At 57.4% G+C, this 19,674-nt stretch carries 14 protein-coding genes; 12 read left to right on the plus strand and 2 right to left on the minus strand.

Going from position 1 to position 19,674, the window contains the following annotated elements:
* The first annotated feature begins 3 nt into the window (after nucleotides 1-3).
* From JYG33_RS01175 to JYG33_RS01220, 10 genes are all read left to right on the plus strand, one after another.
* Nucleotides 4-2,574 carry a virulence factor SrfC family protein gene (locus tag JYG33_RS01175; protein ID WP_207873802.1) on the plus strand — a complete coding sequence of 857 codons (2,571 nt, stop codon included), beginning with the start codon at nucleotides 4-6 and terminating at the stop codon, nucleotides 2,572-2,574.
* Entirely contained in the window at nucleotides 2,571-3,623 is a 1,053-nt protein-coding gene (locus JYG33_RS01180; RefSeq protein ID WP_207873803.1) for a hypothetical protein, read from the plus strand. Before JYG33_RS01175 ends, JYG33_RS01180 begins: the two co-directional genes overlap by 4 nt.
* The gene (locus JYG33_RS01185) at nucleotides 3,620-5,614 is read left to right on the plus strand and encodes a vWA domain-containing protein (protein ID WP_207873804.1); all 1,995 of its coding nucleotides are present in this window, start codon (nucleotides 3,620-3,622) and stop codon (nucleotides 5,612-5,614) included. Before JYG33_RS01180 ends, JYG33_RS01185 begins: the two co-directional genes overlap by 4 nt.
* 1 nt (nucleotide 5,615) lies before the next feature.
* A complete protein-coding gene (locus tag JYG33_RS01190) occupies nucleotides 5,616-6,329 on the plus strand; it encodes an ATP-binding cassette domain-containing protein (protein ID WP_207873805.1) in 714 nt (237 codons plus the stop codon).
* Nucleotides 6,320-7,528: an FtsX-like permease family protein gene (locus JYG33_RS01195; RefSeq protein WP_207873806.1), complete on the plus strand. Its 1,209-nt coding sequence runs from the start codon at nucleotides 6,320-6,322 to the stop codon at nucleotides 7,526-7,528. The genes JYG33_RS01190 and JYG33_RS01195 overlap by 10 nt, the downstream gene beginning before the upstream one ends.
* Nucleotides 7,518-9,074 carry an SUMF1/EgtB/PvdO family nonheme iron enzyme gene (locus JYG33_RS01200; protein ID WP_207873807.1) on the plus strand — a complete coding sequence of 519 codons (1,557 nt, stop codon included), beginning with the start codon at nucleotides 7,518-7,520 and terminating at the stop codon, nucleotides 9,072-9,074. The genes JYG33_RS01195 and JYG33_RS01200 overlap by 11 nt, the downstream gene beginning before the upstream one ends.
* A 47-nt stretch (nucleotides 9,075-9,121) precedes the next feature.
* Nucleotides 9,122-9,853, plus strand: a complete 732-nt coding sequence (locus tag JYG33_RS01205; RefSeq protein WP_207873808.1) for a hypothetical protein — start codon at nucleotides 9,122-9,124, stop codon at nucleotides 9,851-9,853.
* A 10-nt stretch (nucleotides 9,854-9,863) separates the two neighbouring features.
* Complete coding sequence (locus tag JYG33_RS01210; RefSeq protein ID WP_207873809.1) at nucleotides 9,864-10,370, plus strand: hypothetical protein; 507 nt, start codon at nucleotides 9,864-9,866, stop codon at nucleotides 10,368-10,370.
* Nucleotides 10,371-10,374: 4 nt separating this feature from the next.
* On the plus strand, nucleotides 10,375-11,970 hold the full coding sequence (locus tag JYG33_RS01215) for a VWA domain-containing protein (RefSeq protein WP_207873810.1): 1,596 nt from the start codon (nucleotides 10,375-10,377) through the stop codon (nucleotides 11,968-11,970).
* A gap of 208 nt (nucleotides 11,971-12,178) precedes the next feature.
* Entirely contained in the window at nucleotides 12,179-13,495 is a 1,317-nt protein-coding gene (locus tag JYG33_RS01220) for a DUF445 family protein (protein WP_207873811.1), read from the plus strand.
* Between the two features lie 162 nt (nucleotides 13,496-13,657).
* Here the strand turns inward: JYG33_RS01220 and JYG33_RS01225 are convergent, their stop codons facing one another.
* Nucleotides 13,658-15,313 carry a methyl-accepting chemotaxis protein gene (locus JYG33_RS01225; RefSeq protein WP_207873812.1) on the minus strand — a complete coding sequence of 552 codons (1,656 nt, stop codon included), beginning with the start codon at nucleotides 15,311-15,313 and terminating at the stop codon, nucleotides 13,658-13,660.
* A 286-nt stretch (nucleotides 15,314-15,599) separates the two neighbouring features.
* A complete protein-coding gene (locus JYG33_RS01230; RefSeq protein ID WP_207873813.1) occupies nucleotides 15,600-17,330 on the minus strand; it encodes a PAS domain-containing methyl-accepting chemotaxis protein in 1,731 nt (576 codons plus the stop codon).
* A gap of 403 nt (nucleotides 17,331-17,733) precedes the next feature.
* On the opposite strand from JYG33_RS01230, the gene JYG33_RS01235 reads away from it, so the two are divergent.
* Both JYG33_RS01235 and nadC read left to right on the plus strand, forming a co-directional pair.
* Nucleotides 17,734-18,678, plus strand: a complete 945-nt coding sequence (locus JYG33_RS01235; RefSeq protein ID WP_207873814.1) for a hypothetical protein — start codon at nucleotides 17,734-17,736, stop codon at nucleotides 18,676-18,678.
* Nucleotides 18,679-18,772: 94 nt separating this feature from the next.
* Complete coding sequence (nadC, locus tag JYG33_RS01240; protein WP_207873815.1) at nucleotides 18,773-19,672, plus strand: carboxylating nicotinate-nucleotide diphosphorylase; 900 nt, start codon at nucleotides 18,773-18,775, stop codon at nucleotides 19,670-19,672.
* The last annotated feature ends 2 nt before the right edge of the window (nucleotides 19,673-19,674 follow it).

Below are 19,674 nucleotides of genomic sequence, written 5' to 3' on the forward strand. Positions count from 1 at the left end.
GACATGACGACCTTACAGCAGGACCTGTGCCAGGACTGGCAGAACGCATATCAGAGCGCCGGGCAGGCCATTGACTGGGTGATGCAGGCTCGCGGCTCCTCGCAGCGCCTGAACGCACAGGCCGATAGTCTGGTGCTGGAACTGCGCCGCGCCCGCAATACCGCCCGCAGTTTGGGTGTGGTGTCGGGCCGCCCCATGACAATTGGCTTTTTTGGCCTGTCGCAAGCGGGCAAGTCTTACCTGATTTCCAGCCTTGCCGCAGGTGGCAACGGCCGTCTGGAAACCAATTACGGTGGTGAAACCATCGACTTCTTGCGTCACGTGAACCCACCAGGGGGCGGTAAAGAAGCCACGGGTCTGGTGACGCGTTTCAGCCGCAATGCCACCGCGGGCCCCGATGCGTTTCCTGTCGAACTGCAGATTTTCTCTGAAGTCGATATGGTCAAGATTCTGGTCAACAGTTATTTCAATGACTTTGACAAAGAGCAGATCGGCTACACCTTTGCCGCTGACCGTATCAAGGCGCTGATTGACTCGCTGAAAAGCCGGGCCGGTGCGAACGATGCAGGCTTAAGCGCTGACGACGCGGTCTCTCTGTGGGATTACGTGCGCAGCAGCTTTGGCAATACCACCCGTTTGCTGGATAGCACCTACTGGCCGGAGGTCATCAATCTGGCCCCCGCCTTGCGTCTGGAAGATCGGGCACAGTTGTTCTCGATTCTGTGGGGCGAGCAAGCCGAGCTGAGCGAGCTGTACATAGGCTTGGCTAAAGTGCTGCAAGCCTTGGGCCATCCCAGCAAGGTTTATGCACCGCTGACCGCCTTGATCCGTCGCGAAGGCGATGGTTTTGTGCAGCAAGACAGTATCATGAACGTGGATGTGCTCGAATCGCTGGGCAGCCCCACCGAGAAAAGCCTGAGCGTTTTGCCGGTGCGTGAGCAGGACGGCCAGCCAGTGATTGCCTCCCAGGCGGTGGAAGTGCCTTTGGCCCACCTGGCGGCGCTAACCGTTGAGCTGACCTTCCCCTTGATTGGCGAAACCCAAGCCGGTGGCGTAGACAAGGTGGATCTGCTGGACTTCCCCGGTTACCGCGGTCGTCTGAATATCCGTTCCGTGCAGGATGCCGGTGCGGCGTCGGAAAGCAGTGGTGGCAACCCCGCCTCGCAACTGATTCTGCGCGGCAAGGTGGCCTATCTGTTCGAGCGCTATACCGACCAGCAGGAAATGAATGGCCTGGTCATGTGTACCGCTTCGGACAAGCAAAGCGATGTGAAGGATGTTGAACCCGTGCTGACGCGCTGGGTCCATCGCACCCAAGGGGCCACGCCGCAGGAACGTCAGAACCGTAAAGTGGGCCTGATGTGGGCCATCACCATGTTCGACAAGCGTATTGGTGCTTCCCTGATTCAGGATGATGCCCAGGTGCGCGATAGCTGGGACGGCTTGATGAAGATGAGCTTCAAAGAGCGTTTCGGCCATTGTGAATGGCTGCAGCAATGGCGTCCTGACGAGCCATTCTCCAACACCTTCCTGGTGCGCAAGCCAGGCATGCCTACCCCCTTTATCGATCTGGATACAGAAAGCCGGGAGCTGTCGATTACCGCATCCGTGGCCGAGAAAATGGGTCGCATGCGCGGCAGCTTTATTGAAAACCCCTCGCTGGCACAGCAATTGAGCGATCCGGCTCAAGCCTGGGATGCCATGCTGGCCCTGAATGACGGTGGCATGCAGCGCTTGCGCGCGTATGTGGCCCAGATCGGTGGCCTGGATTTCAAGCTGATGCGTCTGCAAGAGCAGTTCCGCAGCCTGCACGACACCTTGGTCAAGAAGTCCCTGCATTCCTGGTACAGCCAGGATGGCGATCAACAGTCTGTGGTCAAGGAAGCGCTGGCTAAACAGTTCCGTCAGGAATTGCCTGCTTACCGTGCCATTGTGGGCGAACTGCTGGCTGCCTTGCACATCCCGCAAGACACCTTGCGTGACTTGTTCCTGAGTCTGGGTTCCAGTAAGTCCGAGCCGGATGAGCCGGGCGTCTTGACCCAGGAGCAGCCATTCGAGCAGCAGTATGCCGATCTGGTCTACCGCAGTTGGGTCAGCCAGTTGCGCGAATTACCCGCCAGCCGTACCAACCAGAACGTATTGCGCATGCCGGTGGATCTGCTCTCCAGCCTGGTCGAGGAGCTGATTGTGGCGTCGGACCGCTGGGCCTTGCAGGACAAGTTGCTGGCCGTGCTGACCAAGCGCCGTCAAAGCGGCGTGCGCCGCGAGCGACTGGCTGACCGTCAGGTTTGCAATGTGGCCATGACGATCAGCGAGTTCGTGACCTGGTTCTACCTGAAAGGCGGCAGCGAGGATGTCTTCAAGAATCCTAAAGCCTTTGGGGCGGATGGCATGCCTGCTTTGCCTGCTCAGCCTCAGGACCACGGTTTGATCTTTTTTGAACAATGGCTGGCCGCTTTGGCCCATACCACCTTGAATAACGCTGGTTATGAAGGTGGCCGTGAACTGAGCCTGGAACAGAACCAGGCTTTGGGACGCATTTTGGAACGTTTTACCGATAAGAGCGTGGCATGAAATTAAGATTTAGTTTGCAGGCTTTGGAGCCCGCCGTTCCTGGCCGTGCTCGTCTGTATGTGCGTGATCTGGATGATGAACTGGACCTGGGCGAATACGCTATTGCCATTCAGCGCAGCCAGAACAGCTATTACCTGCACTCGGCTCAAAGCTGGGATGCGTCTTTGCGCTGGTTGCCGCAACAAGGCTGGACCGAGCACGAAGAGGGCATCGCCGTTCTGTTGAACGCGGATATTGTGGATTCGCTGCTGGCCAATGCCAGCGATGCGTATCAAATTACCTTGGCCGAGGCGAGCGGTGAAGAACTGGGCAGAAGCCCATTGAAGCTGGACAAGGCCATTCTGCCCTCCACGGCAGGGGGAAATGCCCAGGCCATGGAATTGACCATGCCTGTGGCTGCGGTTCCTGAACCGCCTGCTCCCGAGCCCGTTCCTGAAACGCCACCCGTGGTTGAAGTAGTGGAACCTGTGCCCGAGCCCGAACCCGTCAAGGTAGAAGCACCCGCCCCCAAGGTGGAGGCGATTGCTCCTGCCCCCGTGGCTCCTCCGGTCAAAAAGGGCGGCATGGGTAAATGGATTGTCTTGATCGTCCTCTTGCTGATTCTGGCCGGTGCCGCAGGCTATTGGTTCTACAGCCAATCCGCCAAGGACGATAGCCCGGCCGTGCCGGAGGCACCGGAGGTCAAGCCTGCTGTCGTGGAGACGGACAACTGCACGATGGACAAGCTGGCAGACCGTCCCGGCCTGCAATTCGTGCAAGAGTGCGTCAAGGAAACCAAGACGTCCGAGCAATGGCTGGCCGTGATTGAAGAAGCCAAAAAGGCCGAGCAATGTGATGTGGCCCAGCGCTTGTACGTGAACAAGGCACAGTCCGGTGATGTGAAAATTGCCATGGCCTACGCCCGTGAATACGACCCTAAAGATCACCAGGCCCAGGCTTGCTTTAGCAAACCTAACCCCGCGACAGCCGCGTACTGGTACGAAACGGTCTTGCTGTCTGATCCAGACAATGCGCAAGCCAAGGCCCGCTTCCAGGAGTTGAGTCAATGATGATGCGTCCACTTGTTCGATTGAGTTTGCTGAGCGCGCTCCTTTTGGGCGCAAGTCAGGCCCAGGCGGCCGCTCCCTTGCTGCAAGAGGGCAAGAAGACGCTGTATCAGCGCGTGTTGACCACACCGTCCTGCCGTCTGTTTTCCTCGGAAACGGATCAGCAGGGCAAACCGGTTCCGGCCTTTAGCCGCTTTTATATTTATCAGCGCAACGGGCAGGGCGGGGCAGAGCGTGTGCAGGTAGGCCCGGATAGTCAGGGCAAGACTGTAGGCTGGCTGGACAAGGCCTGCACGGTGGACTGGAAAATGCAGTTGACCCTGGCCTTTACCAACCCGGCCAACCGTGACCGCATGCTGTTTTTCCAGGAACGCAGCTTGCTGGAAAAAGTGCTGGATACACCCGACCCCGCAACCCTGGTCGCTCCTATTCGCCAGTCTCTGCGTAAAGACTCGCAGGCAGAAGGCGTGCTGGCCCAAGAGCCTGAGTACTTTGTGGATGTGCAGGAACAGTTTTACCTTTTGCCCGTCTTGAGCGGCGAAGAGGTCATGACTGAAAACGGCTTCCGTACCCGTTTGCTGAATGTGGCTTCGGTCACCAAACACACGGCGGACCAGAAAGAGCCAGAAGCCGCCAAAAAAGAAGCGGAACCCGCTCAGGATCAGGATGCCGCCCAACGCACCTCCCAGATCAAAGGCTTTAGTGCGGCGGTTGTCTTTGTGATCGATTCCACCATTTCCATGGACCCGTATATCGACCGCACCCGCGAGGCTGTGCGCAAGGTCTATACCAAGGTAGAAGAGCAAGGCCTGTCCGATCAGGTCAAGTTTGGCTTGATCGCGTTCCGCTCCAATATGGAAGCCGCTCCCGGTATTGAGTACTTGACCCATGTGTATGCGGACCCCAACTCCGTGACCAGCAGCAAGGACTTTCTGGACAAAGTTGCTGACCTGAAACAGGCCAAAGTCTCGACCGTGGCGTATGACGAAGATGCTTACGCCGGTGTGCTGGAAGCGCTGGACAAGGTGAACTGGAATAATTTTGGTGCACGCTATGTCGTCCTGATCACCGATGCCGGTGCGCTGGAAGGCAGCAACAAGTATTCCTCCACCGGTCTGGACGCCCCGCAACTGCGTATCGAAGCGGCCAAGCCCGGCGTCGCTATTTACACCCTGCATCTGAAAACCCCTTCGGGCAAAAACAACCACGCCAAGGCGGAAGATCAGTACCGCGAGCTGTCCACATACAGCGGCACGCAGACGTCCTTGTACTACCCCGTCAATGCGGGCGATGTGAATCAGTTTGGCAAGATGGTCGATAGCCTGGCGACCGCCATTACAGAGCAGGTCAAAGTCGCGTATCAAGGCGGTGATGCCATTGGCAGCGCCGCGCGTGCTACAGAAACGGGCGACACCACCACTGATCAGATGATGTCCGATGCCGAGTTGATCGGCCACGCCATGCGTCTGGCCTATCTGGGCAAAACCTCCGGCACCACTGCGCCTGAGGTGTTCCATGCCTGGATCAGCGACCGCGATCTGGTACGCCAGAACATCCCCACCACGGATGTACGTGTCTTGCTGACCAAAGCGCAACTGAGCGATTTGAGTGATGTGGTCAAACAGATTCTGGATGCTGCCAACGAAGGCATGATCTCGCCCACCGATATGTTCAACCGCTTGCGTTCCGTAGCGGCTGCGATGGGGGCTGACCCCAGCACTCTGAAGCAGGAAAAGGGTACCAAGCTGGCCGAGCTGGGCTTGATGAGTGAGTACCTGGAAGACCTGCCTTACCAAAGCGCCGTGCTGACTCTGGACGAAGATACCTGGTCCAGTTGGGACGCCTTGAGCCAGGAAAAATTCATTCGAGACCTGAGCACCAAGCTGCGTCATTACGAGCGCTATAACGCCGACGCGGATCGTTGGGTGTCCCTGGCTGAAGGCGCGGATGCGCGTGATGACGTCTATCCCGTGCCTTTGGAGATGATGCCCTGACATGCTCCGCATCAAGCAGCTAGAGGTATCCCGGGGGCAAGGCCCCCACGCTTTTCGCGTGCAACTGCCCGAGCTTGCTCTGGATGCAGGCCAGATTGTAGCCGTCACGGGCGTCAGTGGCTGCGGCAAAAGCACGTTGCTGGAAACCTTGGGGCTGCTGCTGCGCCCTAGTCAGGCACAGGTTTTTAGCTTGGGTAAAGAGGCTCAGGATATCAATGCCTTGTACGCCAGCGGGCGCGAGTCCGAACTCGCACGCTGGCGGGCCAGAAACCTGGGCTTTGTGCTGCAAAATGGCGGGTTGCTGCCGTATTTGTCGGTATGGGAAAACATGGTTTTACCCCGCCGACTACTGGGCTTGCCTGTCAAGGCCGATCATCTGGATGCAGCTATTGCTAGCTTGAAGCTGGAGCGCTTGCTGAACCTGTATCCTGCCGCCTTATCCATTGGCGAGCGCCAGCGCGTGGCCTTTTCACGTGCCATTGCCCATGCTCCCGGTTTGGTGTTGGCAGATGAACCCACCGCCGCCCTGGACCCTGAAACCGCCCATAAGGTATTCCAGTTGTTTTTCAGTTTGGCCAAAGAATTGAATTTGGCGGTTTTGCTGGTCTCGCATGATTGGGACAGTTTGGGCGAATTTGCCATTCCCCGCCTGCAAGCCAAGTTGTCGCCGGGCTTGAGCATCTTTGTCCCCGAGGCCACGGCACCATGCTTGTAAACGTCTTTCGCCTGGCCTGGGCCGACCTGCGCTTTGACTGGCGTATTTCCTTTTGCATGGTCGCGGCCATGGTGGCGGTGGTTGCTCCCTTGCTGCTGCTGTTTGGCCTGAAGTACGGTGTGGTCACCCAGTTGCAGCAAGAACTGCTGCAGGACCCCCGTAATCTGGAAGTGAAGATGTTGAGTAGCGGCAGCTTCGACCAGGCTTGGTTGGATACGCTGCGCCAGACTCCTGGTGTGGGCTATGCCATTGGCATGACCCGCTCCCTGAATACCCAGGCGGATCTGCGCCTGGACCGTCGTCGTTTTCTGGAAAACGTAGAAGTACTGGCCAGCGCACAGGGCGATCCTTTGCTGCAAAACCAGGCTCGCGACTTGGCACCTGATGAAATCATCGTCACCCAGGAAGCGGCCCGCAGGCTCGGCTGGACACTGGGCGAACCGCTGCATTTACGCCTTAGCCGTCGTTTGGATGGGCGGCTGGAATATGGCGATAAAGCCATGAAGGTGGTGGATGTATTGGCGGAACACCGTTATTCCCGCCCGGCTGTCTTTGTGGCCCCGGAAACCTTGCTGGCGCTGGAGTACGCGCGTGATGGTTTTCAGATCCCCGATTTCTCCCTGACGACAGGCACTCCGCTGGCGGCCGACATGCCCGTGCTCTACGCCCGCGCCCGTGTCTATGCCAGCTCGATTGAGCAGGTTGGACAAGTGGCCAAAGGGCTGGAGCAACAGAACATTCCTGTTGCCAGCCGCTATGCCGACATTGAAAACGTACGCGCCATTAACCGCGTGCTAAGCCTGATCTTTGGCGTAATTGCCCTGACGGCTATTGTGGGCTGCGCTGCTTCCTTGGGCGGCGCATTTCTGGCGAATGTGGACCGCAAGCGTAAAGATCTGGCCGTCCTTCGTTTGCTGGGTTTTGATGGCAGTGGCGTCGTGCGCTACGTGCTGATTCAGGCCGTCATGCTGAGCCTGATCGCCTACGCCTTGGGACTGGGCCTGTATGGCCTGGGCAGTACCTTATTCAATCAACTACTGGTGGGAGATGGCCTCCAGACTGACTTTGTGTGCCGTATCACCGTGGCCCATGCCTTGTACGCCTTATTGATGGTGGCAGGCCTGGCGTGTGTGGTGGCGGCCATCGGAGCCTGGCGGGCCGTTCGGGTTCAACCTGCGGAGAGTTTGCGTGAAATTTAATCCATTGTTCGGTGCAGCCAGTTTGCTGCTGGGTGTCAGTGCCGTGGCGCAGGCCGCGCCCTGGGACGAGAAGTACTACAACCCCAAGCCTGCCGAGGGCGATGTGGTCCTGCCCATGCCTTGCGAAGGCTCCATGGTGTTTCGTCGTGTGGCAGTGCCGGTAGCCGGCCCCCTGGACGATATGCGTGTGGTGGTTGGTCAGGAAGCGGAAGAATGGGGCTATATCGAACACAAGCGTCCCGAGTTCATCGCAGGCAGCTTTACCGATAGTAAAGCCGGTTCGTCACGCTATTACTTGATGGCCAAGTACGAACTGAACAAATTGCAGTATCAGGCCATGACCGAGGCCACCTGCCCGACGCCTAAAAACACCCTGGTCGTACCGCAAACCGACATCAGTTGGATGGACGCGGTGCATTTCTCTGACCTGTACAACCAATGGCTGCGCGAGAACGCCGCCGACAAGCTGCCCAAAGAAGACGGTTTGGCAGGTTTTGTGCGTTTGCCCACTGAAATTGAATGGGAATACGCGGCGCGTGGCGGCTCGGCCCTGTCCTCGGCGGAGTTCCGTGATGTGCGCTACCCCATGCCTGAAGGCATGAACGAATACGAGTGGTATGCCGGTTCGCAGTCCTCTAACGGGGCGGTGCAGTTGATGGGACGCCTGAAAGCCAACCCGCTGGGCCTGCATGACATGCTGGGCAATGTGGACGAGATCATTCTGGAGTCCTTCCGCCTGAACAAGCTGGATCGCCAACACGGTCAGGCCGGTGGCTTTGTGGTGCGGGGTGGCAACTTCCTGTCCAAGCCCGAAGCGCTGCGTTCCTCGGCTCGCAAGGAACTGCCTTACTACGGTCCCAAAGGCCCAACCCAATCCAAGACCACTGGCATGCGTCTGGCCCTGGTCTCGATTGCCTTGACCTCGCGCGAGCGTGTGCAGGCGATTGAAAAAAGCTGGCAGGCATTGGGGACTGAGCAAGGGGCCGTCAACCCCAACGCACCGACGGAAGAGTCGGCAGTGCAACGCTTGAACTCCTTGGCTAACACCCTGGAGGACGACACCCTGAAAGCTCAGTTGAAGCAATTGGAAGGGGACTTGCGGGCAGCCAATCTGCGTCAGGAAGAAATGCGCGATCAGGCCATTCGCGCCAACCTGGAGTTGGGTTCTTTCCTGTGCACCAAGCTGAAAGACGATGTCTTGTTTGTCGAGCTGCTGCACCGCAATTACGACGCCTTGTGCGAAGCCGGAACGGACGATAAACAGTGTGCCAGCCGCAAGCTGAAACTGGATGAACAAGAAGACCGTGTCACGAAACTGGCGCGCTATTATGCGAGTAATTTAATTGACGCCTCGTCTTTGTACGGGCTGACCTTGCTGGAAAAACAGGTGCCGATAGAGCGCCAGATGATGGAACAAAACAAGAGCCTGAGCGCCCTGAAACCCTATTTGGAAGTGCATTGGAAAAATCAGAAGGATTATCTGAAAACAGATTCCATTGATATCAATGCCTGGAAAAATAGTTGTAAATCGACCCCCAACTCGTAAAGAGCGAGTCAATAAAAATAGACGTACTTCAAATGGAAGAGGAAGTTATGCAACACGTGCGCCGTTTTACCCCTAGAACTTTGCTGGGCAGCCTGATGCTGGGTGTCGCTTTGCTCTCGGGTTGTGCCAGTACGGGTAGTAGCTTGCTGGGCGGAGCCCAGGCCGATGACCGTCTGACCAGTGGTCAGGATGCGAAATTCTTCAGCCGTTCGGGCTTTCAGGCCTGCGCCGGTGCGGCAGCGGTGGGTGTGCTGGCGTGCATGCTGTCGAACTCCAGTAACAAGGCGGCTTGCGCCATTATTGCGGGTGTGGCTGCTTGCGGTGTGGCTATGGGTACGAACTACTACCTTGACCAGCGCCGTTCGGAATACGCCAACACCACGGATCGTCTGGCGGCCATGAAGGCGGATGTGGAAGCGGATACCGCCAATATCATTGAGCGTACCAATACGGCCCAGCAAGTGATTGCTGACGATAAGCGGCAGATTGCCGATATCGAAAAGCAGATGAAAGACAAGACGATGGAGAAAAAACAGGCTGAGAAGCAATTGGCCCGTATCGATAAAAATATCGATGTTCTTAATCGTGATCTGAAAAACATGAACGAGAAGGTCGCACTGTACCGTGACGTGGCTGATGCCGAGCGTAAAGATGGTGGCAAGAAATCTGAAGTCCAGCGCCTGGACCGCCAGATCGACCAGATGAATGTAAAAGTGGCCGTGCTGCAAAAAGAAGTAGACGACCTGTATTCCATGCGTTCCGCCGTAACTTTGGGTTAAAGAGCTTCTTATGCGAGTATTTCTGCGTTGGACCCCCTTGGCCGCCAGCCTCTTGCTGGCCGGTTGTGCCACCACCATGAGCGAGTGCGATCCGTCTGATCGGGACGCCGGTTTCTTCACCAAAATCAGTTGCGATACGTCCGGTGCGTATCGCCAGCATGTTGATGCAGGCGAGCAGGGCTTGTTAAGTGCCCAGGAAGCAAATGCGCTGTTTCATCAGGTCTATAAAGATATTCAGACCCAGCAGAGCCTGAGCAAAGCCAGCCTGGCCCAACAGCGTCAGGCCCAGACGGCACTGAATCGCTCCATGGGGCAGTTGGTGCGCAGCTTGCAGGCCAGCAAAGGCAAAGAAGCCGGTTTGCAAAACCAGCTCAAGGACCTGGATAAAGGCCTGAAGGACGTGAACCGCTCCACGGAAGACAATAGCCCGGCTGCCGTCGCCCAGAAGCAGCAGCAATTGCAGAAGCTGCAAAAAGACGTCAGCCGCCTGCAATCCAGTTTGGGTTACGACGAGTAAGCCTATGCAGCGCGTCATTCTTGATTCGGTTGGACCATCCTCTGCCTATCAGCAGCACCAGCATGCGCTGAACCTGCTCAAACGCCAGGATGAACCTTTAACGCATCTGTTTTCCACCTATCAGGCTGATGGTTCGGACACCACAGCCTGGTGGACGGGCATGCAGGGTCAGGCGGTGCCCAAGAGCAGTTTGTCGGCGGCACAGCAACAGGCGCTGGATGCGCGTTACCAGCAATCGCTGGACCGGATCGAGGCTTTGAGCCATCAGTTGGAGCAGCAGGGGGCGACGCAAGATGCGCAAGCCCTGCAAGCCTTGCTGAAAGACGTATCGGTTCAAGGTGCTGTTTACAGTGTTAGCGGCAAGCCCTTGCTGGTGATGAGCGAGAATCCGGCTCTATCGCCCGAACCCTTGTTTGCCGCGTATCAGAAACGGGTGGCACCGCCCACCCCACCCCCAGTCGTACCGGCTGCGGCTGCGGTGGGAGCAGGGGCTGCGGCGACGACCGTGGCCGCCTCCAAAGGTCGTCCGTGGCTATGGTTCTTGTTGGCCGCTTTGCTGGCTTTGTTGCTGGCGCTGCTCTTGTCCTGGTGGTTCAAGTGGCCTCCAGGTTGGTGGGACAAGGAGGTGGTGCCGGTAGAGCCGCCCGCCGTGGTCAAGCCTGATCCTGTAGTGGAAGAGCCTGTTGTCCCTCCAGCGCCGCCCCCTGAAGAGCCGGTGGTGCCTGTTCCTGAACCGGAACCCGAGCCAGTCAAAGTAGAGCCTGTGCCCGAGCCCGTGGTGGAAGAGCCGCCTGCGCCACCTCCTGCCCCGGAGCCACCGCCCAAGCCCGAGCCACCACCGAAACCTAAACCCGAGCCCAAACCTGAACCCAAACCGGGCCCGAAGGTGTCGTCCGACCCTAACTTTGTGTGCGCTCAGGACGAAAAGGGCGAAGTGCTCAAGCCCGAGGTCTACATCATTTTTGATTCCTCCATGTCCATGTTGCTGAGCGTCAATGCCAAGATCGAGGACGAGGAGTGGTTCTTCAGCCAGGACCTGGACGATATGGGCTCCTGGAGTGATTACGCGACCCAACGTGCTCAAACCCTGTTCCAGGGCACGTCGCGCATCAATGCGGCACGCAGTGCTTTCTCCAGCATGGTCGACAGCTTGCCCTCCGGGCAGGATCTGCACTTGGTCACCTTCGCACAACAGTGTGCCGCGCCTAATTATCAGGGCCGCTTTACGACAGCACAGCGTGGGCGCTTGAAGAGCCTGATTCAGAATATCGAGGCTAAAGACAGTACTAACTTGGTGCAGTCCCTGAATCTGGCCGCTAGCCGGGTGGACGGCGTGAACCGGGATGCCTTGATCGTCTTGTTCGTGGATGGCAATGATGGTTGCGACCAGGATATTTGCGCTGTGTCGCGCAGTATTGCCCGCGCCAAGCCACGTCTGCGTATCAATGTGGTGGATATCACCGGCCAGGGTCTGTCGGCCTGCGCGGCGACGGCAACCGGCGGCGTCACATTGGCTCCGAAGCAGTCTGGTCAGATTGCCAAAGCGCTGCGCGACGCTACAACAGACTTTGTGAAGCGCGCCGAGCAGGCCTGCAAATAAACACTGTTTGATGGTGTGCCGTGATCAGCCTGGGTTCGCCCAGGCTGATTCGTTTCTGGACAGGCAGAAAAAGACAGGGCCACAATAAGGTCCTGATGACTATGTGTGAACTTGCCAAGAGGGCTGAGGTTTGGAATTGTTTTCCCCGAGACTTGGCTCCGCACTATTCAATACCGCTTTTGCGCTGAACTACGCATAGACTGTGGAAATGTCTACATCATCCTCTCGCCCTGACTCGCCCGAACGCCGTCTGCGTCGCATGAAGCGCAGCGCATTGGCGTTACTGGTGCTGACTATCTGCCTGTTCCTGCTCAGCCACGCCATGATGCGGCAGGGCGAGGCTGCTCCCATCGCTGCATTCTGGCCCTGGCTGCGGGCCTTTAGTGAAGCAGCCACGGTGGGCGCTCTGGCCGACTGGTTTGCCGTGGTCGCCTTGTTCCGTCATCCATTGGGCCTGCCGTTTCCACATACTGCGATTATTCCCAACAAGAAAAACAGCCTGGGTGAAAGCTTGGGTGTCTTTGTGCGTGACCACTTTCTGGATTCGGCCATGTTGCTGGAAAAACTGCGTAGCCTGGACCCGGCGGCGCGCTTGGGGCAATGGTTGTCGAAGCCCGAGCAAAGCGAACGTGTCAGCCGCGCTTTGCAAACCGCCATGGGCGAAGCACTGCGTTTGCTGGACGAACGTAGCGTCAAACAAGCCTTGACGGACGGCGTGCGCGGCTACTTGATGCGGGTGGATATGGCCGGCTCCAGCTCCCAGATTCTGGGGCTGCTGACGCGCAATGCCCGACATCAGCGCCTGCTGGATGAGGTTTTGCAGCAACTGGGGGGCTATCTGTCCAACGAGGCGGTCAAGCAGCGTGTGGCTGATGTGCTGGTGCGCTACGCCCAGCGCGAATGGCCCAAGCTTCTGGCCATGGTGGGTGTGGTCACCTCTGTGGATGAATTATCGGGCAAGATGGCCGACCGTCTGGCACGCGCCTTGGTGGACGAGGTGCAAACCATTTTGAGTGAACCCGAGCACCCCTTGCGCAAGGACTACGAACAGTGGGTGCAAGACTATATACAGCGCCTGGGCCAGGACCCGGATTTGATGGAACAGGTAGAGGCCATCAAGCAGCGCTTCTTGCACCATAAAGATGTGGGCGAATACATAGACGGGATCTGGACGGATGTGATGCGCGTTGTGCGCAGTGATCTGGCCAAAGAGGATTCTTCTGTGGTGGCGCATCTGCGCCAAGTCGCGCAGGATCTGGCTACACGCTTGAATACAGATGCGACGCTGCGTGAAACCTTGAACGAACACATGCTGTCTGCCGCCGCAGGCCTAGCCGAGCAATTGCGCGAAGGGGCCAAGGAGCACATCTCCCGCACTGTACGCCAATGGGACGACAGGCAGTTGGTGCGCGAGCTGGAGTTGAGTGTAGGCACCGATTTGCAGTACATACGCTTTAACGGCACCGTGGTGGGCGGTCTGGTGGGGGTAGGCCTGCACGCCATCGTGTTATCAGGTCTGGTCTGAAAGGATAAGCAGACCGGAGTTTTGTGAGTGCCTTAGCTGTGCTTGGCAAACGTGGCATGGAGTCTCTGATCAGAATTAGCTGAATCCACTGCCTTGCCGAATGAGAAATATGAGAGGGCGGGGCAGCGAGACTTTCAGCTCTCTGCCCCCAATGCTTTTCTATCAGGCAACTTTCAGCAAGGGGACTGGCTCTTGGGTGGCGTTCGGATCAGGTACATAAGTAGAGCGGCCTGTCACCCCCGTATTCAGAAGCTGGATCGATAGTTTCAGCTCTTGGGCCTGACGGCTCAGTTCATGCACTGTCACGCCTAAGTTACGGGCCAGATCAGCATTGTCATTGGTATCGCTGTCCATGGTGGAGACGGCATCGTTAATCTGCGCCAAACCGCTGGCCTGCTCATTGGAAGCCGTGGAGATTTCACTGATCAGATGCGTCACGTCCGAGACGGATTGCATGATCTCGTCCATAGTGGAACCGGCCCGTTTGGCATGATGGGCGCCGGTTGCCATGCGTTTCAAGGAGTCTTCCACCAAGTTCTTGATTTCCCCGGCGGCCTGCGCACTTTTCTGCGCCAGACTGCGCACTTCACCCGCCACCACGGCAAAACCCTTGCCAGCCTCACCCGCACGGGCTGATTCCACCGCGGCATTCAGCGCCAGAATATTTGTCTGAAAAGCCAGCCCTTCAATAATCGACACAATATCGCCAATGCGCTCGGAGCTATTGTGGATGTCCTGCATGGTGCTGACCATGTCCTGCACCACCTCGCCGCCCCGGCGCGCTGTAGACAGGCTTTGGTCGGCCAGTTGATTCGCCAGCCTGGCGTTATCCGCGGTTTGCTGCACATTCATGGTCAATTGCTCCATATTGGCCGCGGTGCGTTGCAAGGAGCCGGACTGGGCGGCCGTGCGGTTGGACAATTGCCGGTTGCCGTCCTCAATCTGGGTGGACACATCCAAGGAGGCCTGAATGCCCTGATGGACGTCGCGGGCCAGGCTAAGCAGGCTCTTGCGCATCATGTCCATGTAGAAATACAGTTGCGCAATTTCCTGGCTGCGGGTGTGTTGCGGGTTCAGATCAATCAAGAGATTGCCAGTCGCAATTTGCTGGGCGATATGGGTGGCGCTGTGCAGCGGCTGCATCATGCGTTGGGTCACAATCCAGCCATAGGCCAAGGTGGCCAGGCTGACCACTCCCAGGGAGGCGAGCCCGGCGATCAGATAGGTGCCAGATGCGCCGCTACCCAGCAGCAAGCCCGCGCTTAAGGCGGCCAAAGAGCCAGTCAGGAAGCCAAAGCGCAGCAGGCTGGCACGCAGGCTGCGGTTCAAGGGTTGGAGCAGGGTGCTTAGGGCAGAGCGCCAGCCCCGGGCTTGCAACTGGCCTTCATGCAGACGAAAGCCGCGTAAACCTTGCTGCTGAATGGAGTGGTACAGATATTCTGCTTCTTTGATTTCTTTGGGCTGAGCGCGTACCCGTACGGAGGCATAGCCATTGACGCGGCCGTTTTCGATCAAGGGAATGACGCGGGCCTTGACCCAGTAAAAGCCGCCGTCTTTGCGGCGGTTCTTGATCAGCCCCGACCAGGATCGTTGTTGCTTGAGGGTCTGCCATAAATCCTGAAAAATTACCGCAGGCATATGGGGATGACGCACGATATTGTGGGCGGCCCCTATCAGCTCATCATGGCTGTAGCCACTAACCTCGATAAAGACCGGATTGGCATAGATGATGCGTCCCTTCAGGTCTGTTTTGGAGATTAAATAGGTTTTTTCGGGTACCTGTGTTTCATGAGACGTAATGGCTTGATTTTCACGCATGATCTGGCCCTGTTAAAGACGTAGGCGGAAAAGGACAGATCATTATGTTGCATATCGACTCAATTTTGTTACTTGGTATTTGTATTAGAGTCTAAATGTGTCATTGGGATGACAGCCAAAACCTGGGATCTATACGCATGCTTCCTGTGATCTACTGGCTTGATTTTATTATTGATTATTTTTTTCAAGCGTTCCGAGTATCAAGAGCGACCCCAGATTTATTGTTTTGTCTAGCTGTCAGTTGTGTCAGGGTCAGCAGAGCGGCTGCCGACCCTGATTTTATGGTTTAGCGGCGAATCGCTTCTAGACGGGCGTTCGCTGTTTTGGCACTTTGAGCCTGAAAAGGCTGTGTGTTCTGGTAAGACAGCACCTGCATGGTGGGCGCCTTGCTAAGCTGCGCCAATGCGGGGGCGCTATGAGCTGCGTCGACAGAGCCTGTGTTCAGCGCCTTGATAGCATCAGCCAGCTCGGAGGCTTCCGAGGCCAGATCGCTCATGGTGTTGCCCAGATCCTGTACCAGCGCTGCGTTCTGCTGGGTGACGCCATCCATCTTGGCCATGGCTTCGTTAATCTGATCCAGGCCGCTGGCTTGCTCGATCGAAGCGGTCGAGATCTCACCAATAATATCCGTCACGCGTTTAACCGAATCCACGACTTCGCCCATGGTGTCGCCCGCGCGTGCGGCTTGCTCGGCACCCACCGCCATGCGGCTCACCGACGCATCAATCAGGTTCTTGATCTCACCTGCGGCTTGCGAACTCTTTTGGGCCAGACTGCGCACTTCCCCAGCCACTACTGCAAAGCCACGGCCTGCTTCGCCCGCACGAGCCGATTCCACCGCTGCGTTCAGCGCCAGAATATTGGTCTGGAAGGCAATACCTTCAATGACGGTGACGATATCGCCAATGCGGCGTGAACTGTCGTGGATGCCTTGCATGGTCTGCACCACTTCATTCACCACGGCGCCGCCACGTTGGGCAATTTGCATGCTGGCATCGGCCAGTTGGCTGGCCTGGTTGGCGTTGTCAGCGTTCTGGCGCACGGTCACGGTCAACTCTTCCATGCTGGCCGCGGTTTCCTGCAAGGAGGCCGCCTGATCTTCGGTACGCGAAGCCAGATTGGTATTGTTCACTTCCAGAATACGGGCCGCGTGAATAGAGGCATCAATCCCGCTGCGGGCATCGCTGGCAATCCCCACCAGACTCTTGCGCATCAAATCCAGGCAGAAGTAGAGCTGGCCGATTTCCGAATTGCTCTCGCTGGAATTGGTATCAATATCCAGTTGCAGGTTCCCGGTGGCGATTTGCTGGGCAATCAGGGAGGCCTGATCCAGGGGGCGAATCACGCGTTGGGCAATTAACCAGCCATAGCCCATCATCACTGCGCTGGCCAGACACAAGGCACCTGTCAGCCACAGTCCGGAGCCTTGGGGGACACCGCCTGTCAGGGCGAAGTACAGAGCCGTGCCGGTCGTGGCCAGGGCCAGCGTACCCATGCGGAACAGGCTGGCGCGCAAGGAGTTGCTAAAGGGACGACGCAACTGGCTCAAGGCTTTGCGCCAGCCCGTGGGGACGGCACGGCCTTCATGCAGACGCACCCCTTTGGCGCGACCTTCATTAATCGCGTTGTACAGGCTCTCGGCCTCGTCGATCTGTTCCTGGCTGGGTTTGACGCGGACCGAGGCATACCCGGCTACGGTGCCATTTTCATAAATTGGCACTGCCATGGCATAGACCCAGTAAAAACCACCATCCTTGCGGCGGTTCTTGACTACACCCATCCAGGGGCGCTTGCTTTGCAGGGTGTCCCAGAAGTCCTGGAAAGCCTCGGGTGGCATGTCGGGGTGACGAACCAGGTTGTGAGCTTTACCAACCAGCTCTTCACGAGTAAAACCACTGATCGCAATAAAGGCCGCGTTCGCGTAGGTGATCCGGCCTTTCAAATCGGTTTTTGAAATAAGGTACTGATCGGCCCGGACACGAACCTCGTCCTGGGTAATGGGGAAATTCTTACGCATTCATCATCCTGGAGGAGAACAACAAAGGGGACGCGGGGGCCATCAAGCCCGCATGGGCCATGCAAAAAACGGCATTGGCTTCTGTCTGTCCGTGTTCGACCTGAATTGTCAGAAACCTTCTATTTTTGCGAATGGCGGAGCAGAACAAAGCGTGAAACTGTTGACTGATCCGGCCTCTGACTGAGCGCTTGCTTGTCATTTATGGCAAACACATACAGTTCAAACGCTTAACGGCAGCCGGAGGAATTTCTTTAGGCTTAGATGTTCATGGGTCATAATTTGATCATCTGAAAATAGTGATCCGACTGTATTTCCGCGTCGGGCTGTTCCAGCCAGCCGAAGCGGGCAGGGCCTCGCTTATAATCCGCCAGACGCGCGCTGGCGCGATTCAGAAGGAGAATATGTGATCTATACGCAGGAACCTGTAGTCAGTGCTGAACTGGTGGCCGTTTTGGTGGCCGTCAGCGATGGCGAACCCCGAGTCTTGACCACGGATGCGGGCCAAGCCTTGCCCGCCGGGCCGTTTCAGCACACGCACCGCTCTTTGCAAACGGGGCTGCGTGATTGGGTGGAAACCCAGACCCATCACCCGGTGGGCTATGTGGAACAGCTCTATACCTTTGCGGATCGGGATCGGTTTGACGCGCAGGGAACGCGTATTGTGTCGGTCAGCTATGTGGGCCTGACGCGTGAAGTAGGCCAGCCCGATGTGGCCCAGGTGATCTGGCAGGACTGCTACCGCTATTTCCCGTGGGAAGACCGGCGGGATGGCGCACCCCCTATTATTCAGGACACCATCGTGCCCGCGCTGTTGAACTGGTGCGAACAGGATGAATCCTTGCGCGCCTTGCGCCGTCAGCGTGTCAATTACAGTTTTGGGCTGGAAGGCGCGATCTGGAACGAAGACTTTGTCTTGCAGCGCTACGAGCTGCTGTACGAAGCGGGTTTGTTGCCCGAGTCCTGTCGCCGTCGTCAGCGAGAACAGCAAGAGCTGGGCAAACATTACGAGCTGGGTCTGGGCATGCGCCACGACCACCGCCGTATTCTGGCGACGGGCTTGGCGCGTCTGCGCGCCAAAATCAAATACCGCCCCGTGGTGTTTGAACTGATGCCGCCGGAGTTCACCTTGTTGCAATTGCAGCAGGCCGTCGAAGCCCTGGCAGGGCGGGGGCTGCATAAACAGAACTTTCGCCGTTTGATCGAACAGCAAGCCCTGGTTGAAGAAACCGGCGCCATGAGCGTAGGCGGATCAGGCCGACCCGCCAAGCTGTTTCGCTTCCGTGGTGATGTCTTGTTTGAGCGGGCGATCTCGGGCAGTAAATTACCGCTGGCGAAACAAGCGCGCTAAAAACCGGGCCTATGGCTTGACAGTGCTTATGCTCAGGAATAGCATAAGTGCACCGTGCCATTAGGCCTTATTTTTAGCGATTTAAATACTCATAATGAGCATAATTAATGCCCCCGAGCCGACAGCGCAAGCTGCAGAGACAACGGTTCACCGTATTCCTTCCTTGCCCGATGTCATTTTGGAACCCTTGGTGCGCGCCACCTTGCAAGAAGACCTGGGCCGTGCCGGTGATTTGACGACGGACTCCATTGTTCCCGCTGCAGCGCGTACACAAATGCGTCTGGTGGCCCGAGAAGCAGGGGTGTTGGCGGGTCTCGATCTGGCTCGTCTGGCCTTTACCTTGCTGGACCCCACGCTGCGCTTTGAGGCGCAACTGCAAGACGGCGATGACCTGATTCCCGGTGCGCAGATTGCGGTCATTAGCGGTTCGGCCCGTTCCATGCTGACGGCAGAGCGTTGTGCCTTGAACTTCCTGGGGCATTTAAGCGGCGTGGCATCGGCAACCGCTTCCATCGCCCGTGCAATTGCACCTTATGGCACTAAAGTTACCTGCACCCGTAAAACCATGCCCGGCCTGCGCGCCGTGCAGAAATACGCGGTTCGAGTCGGGGGCGGCAGCAATCATCGCTTTGGTCTGGATGACGCGGTACTGATTAAAGACAACCACATCGCTGTTGCCGGGGGCGTCAAAGCCGCGGTAGAAGCAGCCCGTGCCTATATCGGCCATCTGGTTTGCATCGAGGTAGAAGTCGATACCCTGGAGCAACTGGATGAAGTGCTGGAACTGGGTGTGGACAGCATTCTTCTGGACAATATGGACACCGCAACCTTGACCGAGGCCGTGGCCCGTGTCGCAGGCCGTGCCAAAACAGAAGCCTCTGGCCGTATAACGCCCGAAACGGCCGTCGCCATTGCTCGTTGCGGCGTAGACCGAATCGCAGTGGGCTGGATTACGCACAGCGCCCGTGTGCTGGATATTGGTCTGGATGCTTGAGT

It is taken from the genome of Alcaligenes sp. SORT26 (genome assembly GCF_017377875.1).
Taxonomy (GTDB): domain Bacteria; phylum Pseudomonadota; class Gammaproteobacteria; order Burkholderiales; family Burkholderiaceae_B; genus Alcaligenes; species Alcaligenes parafaecalis.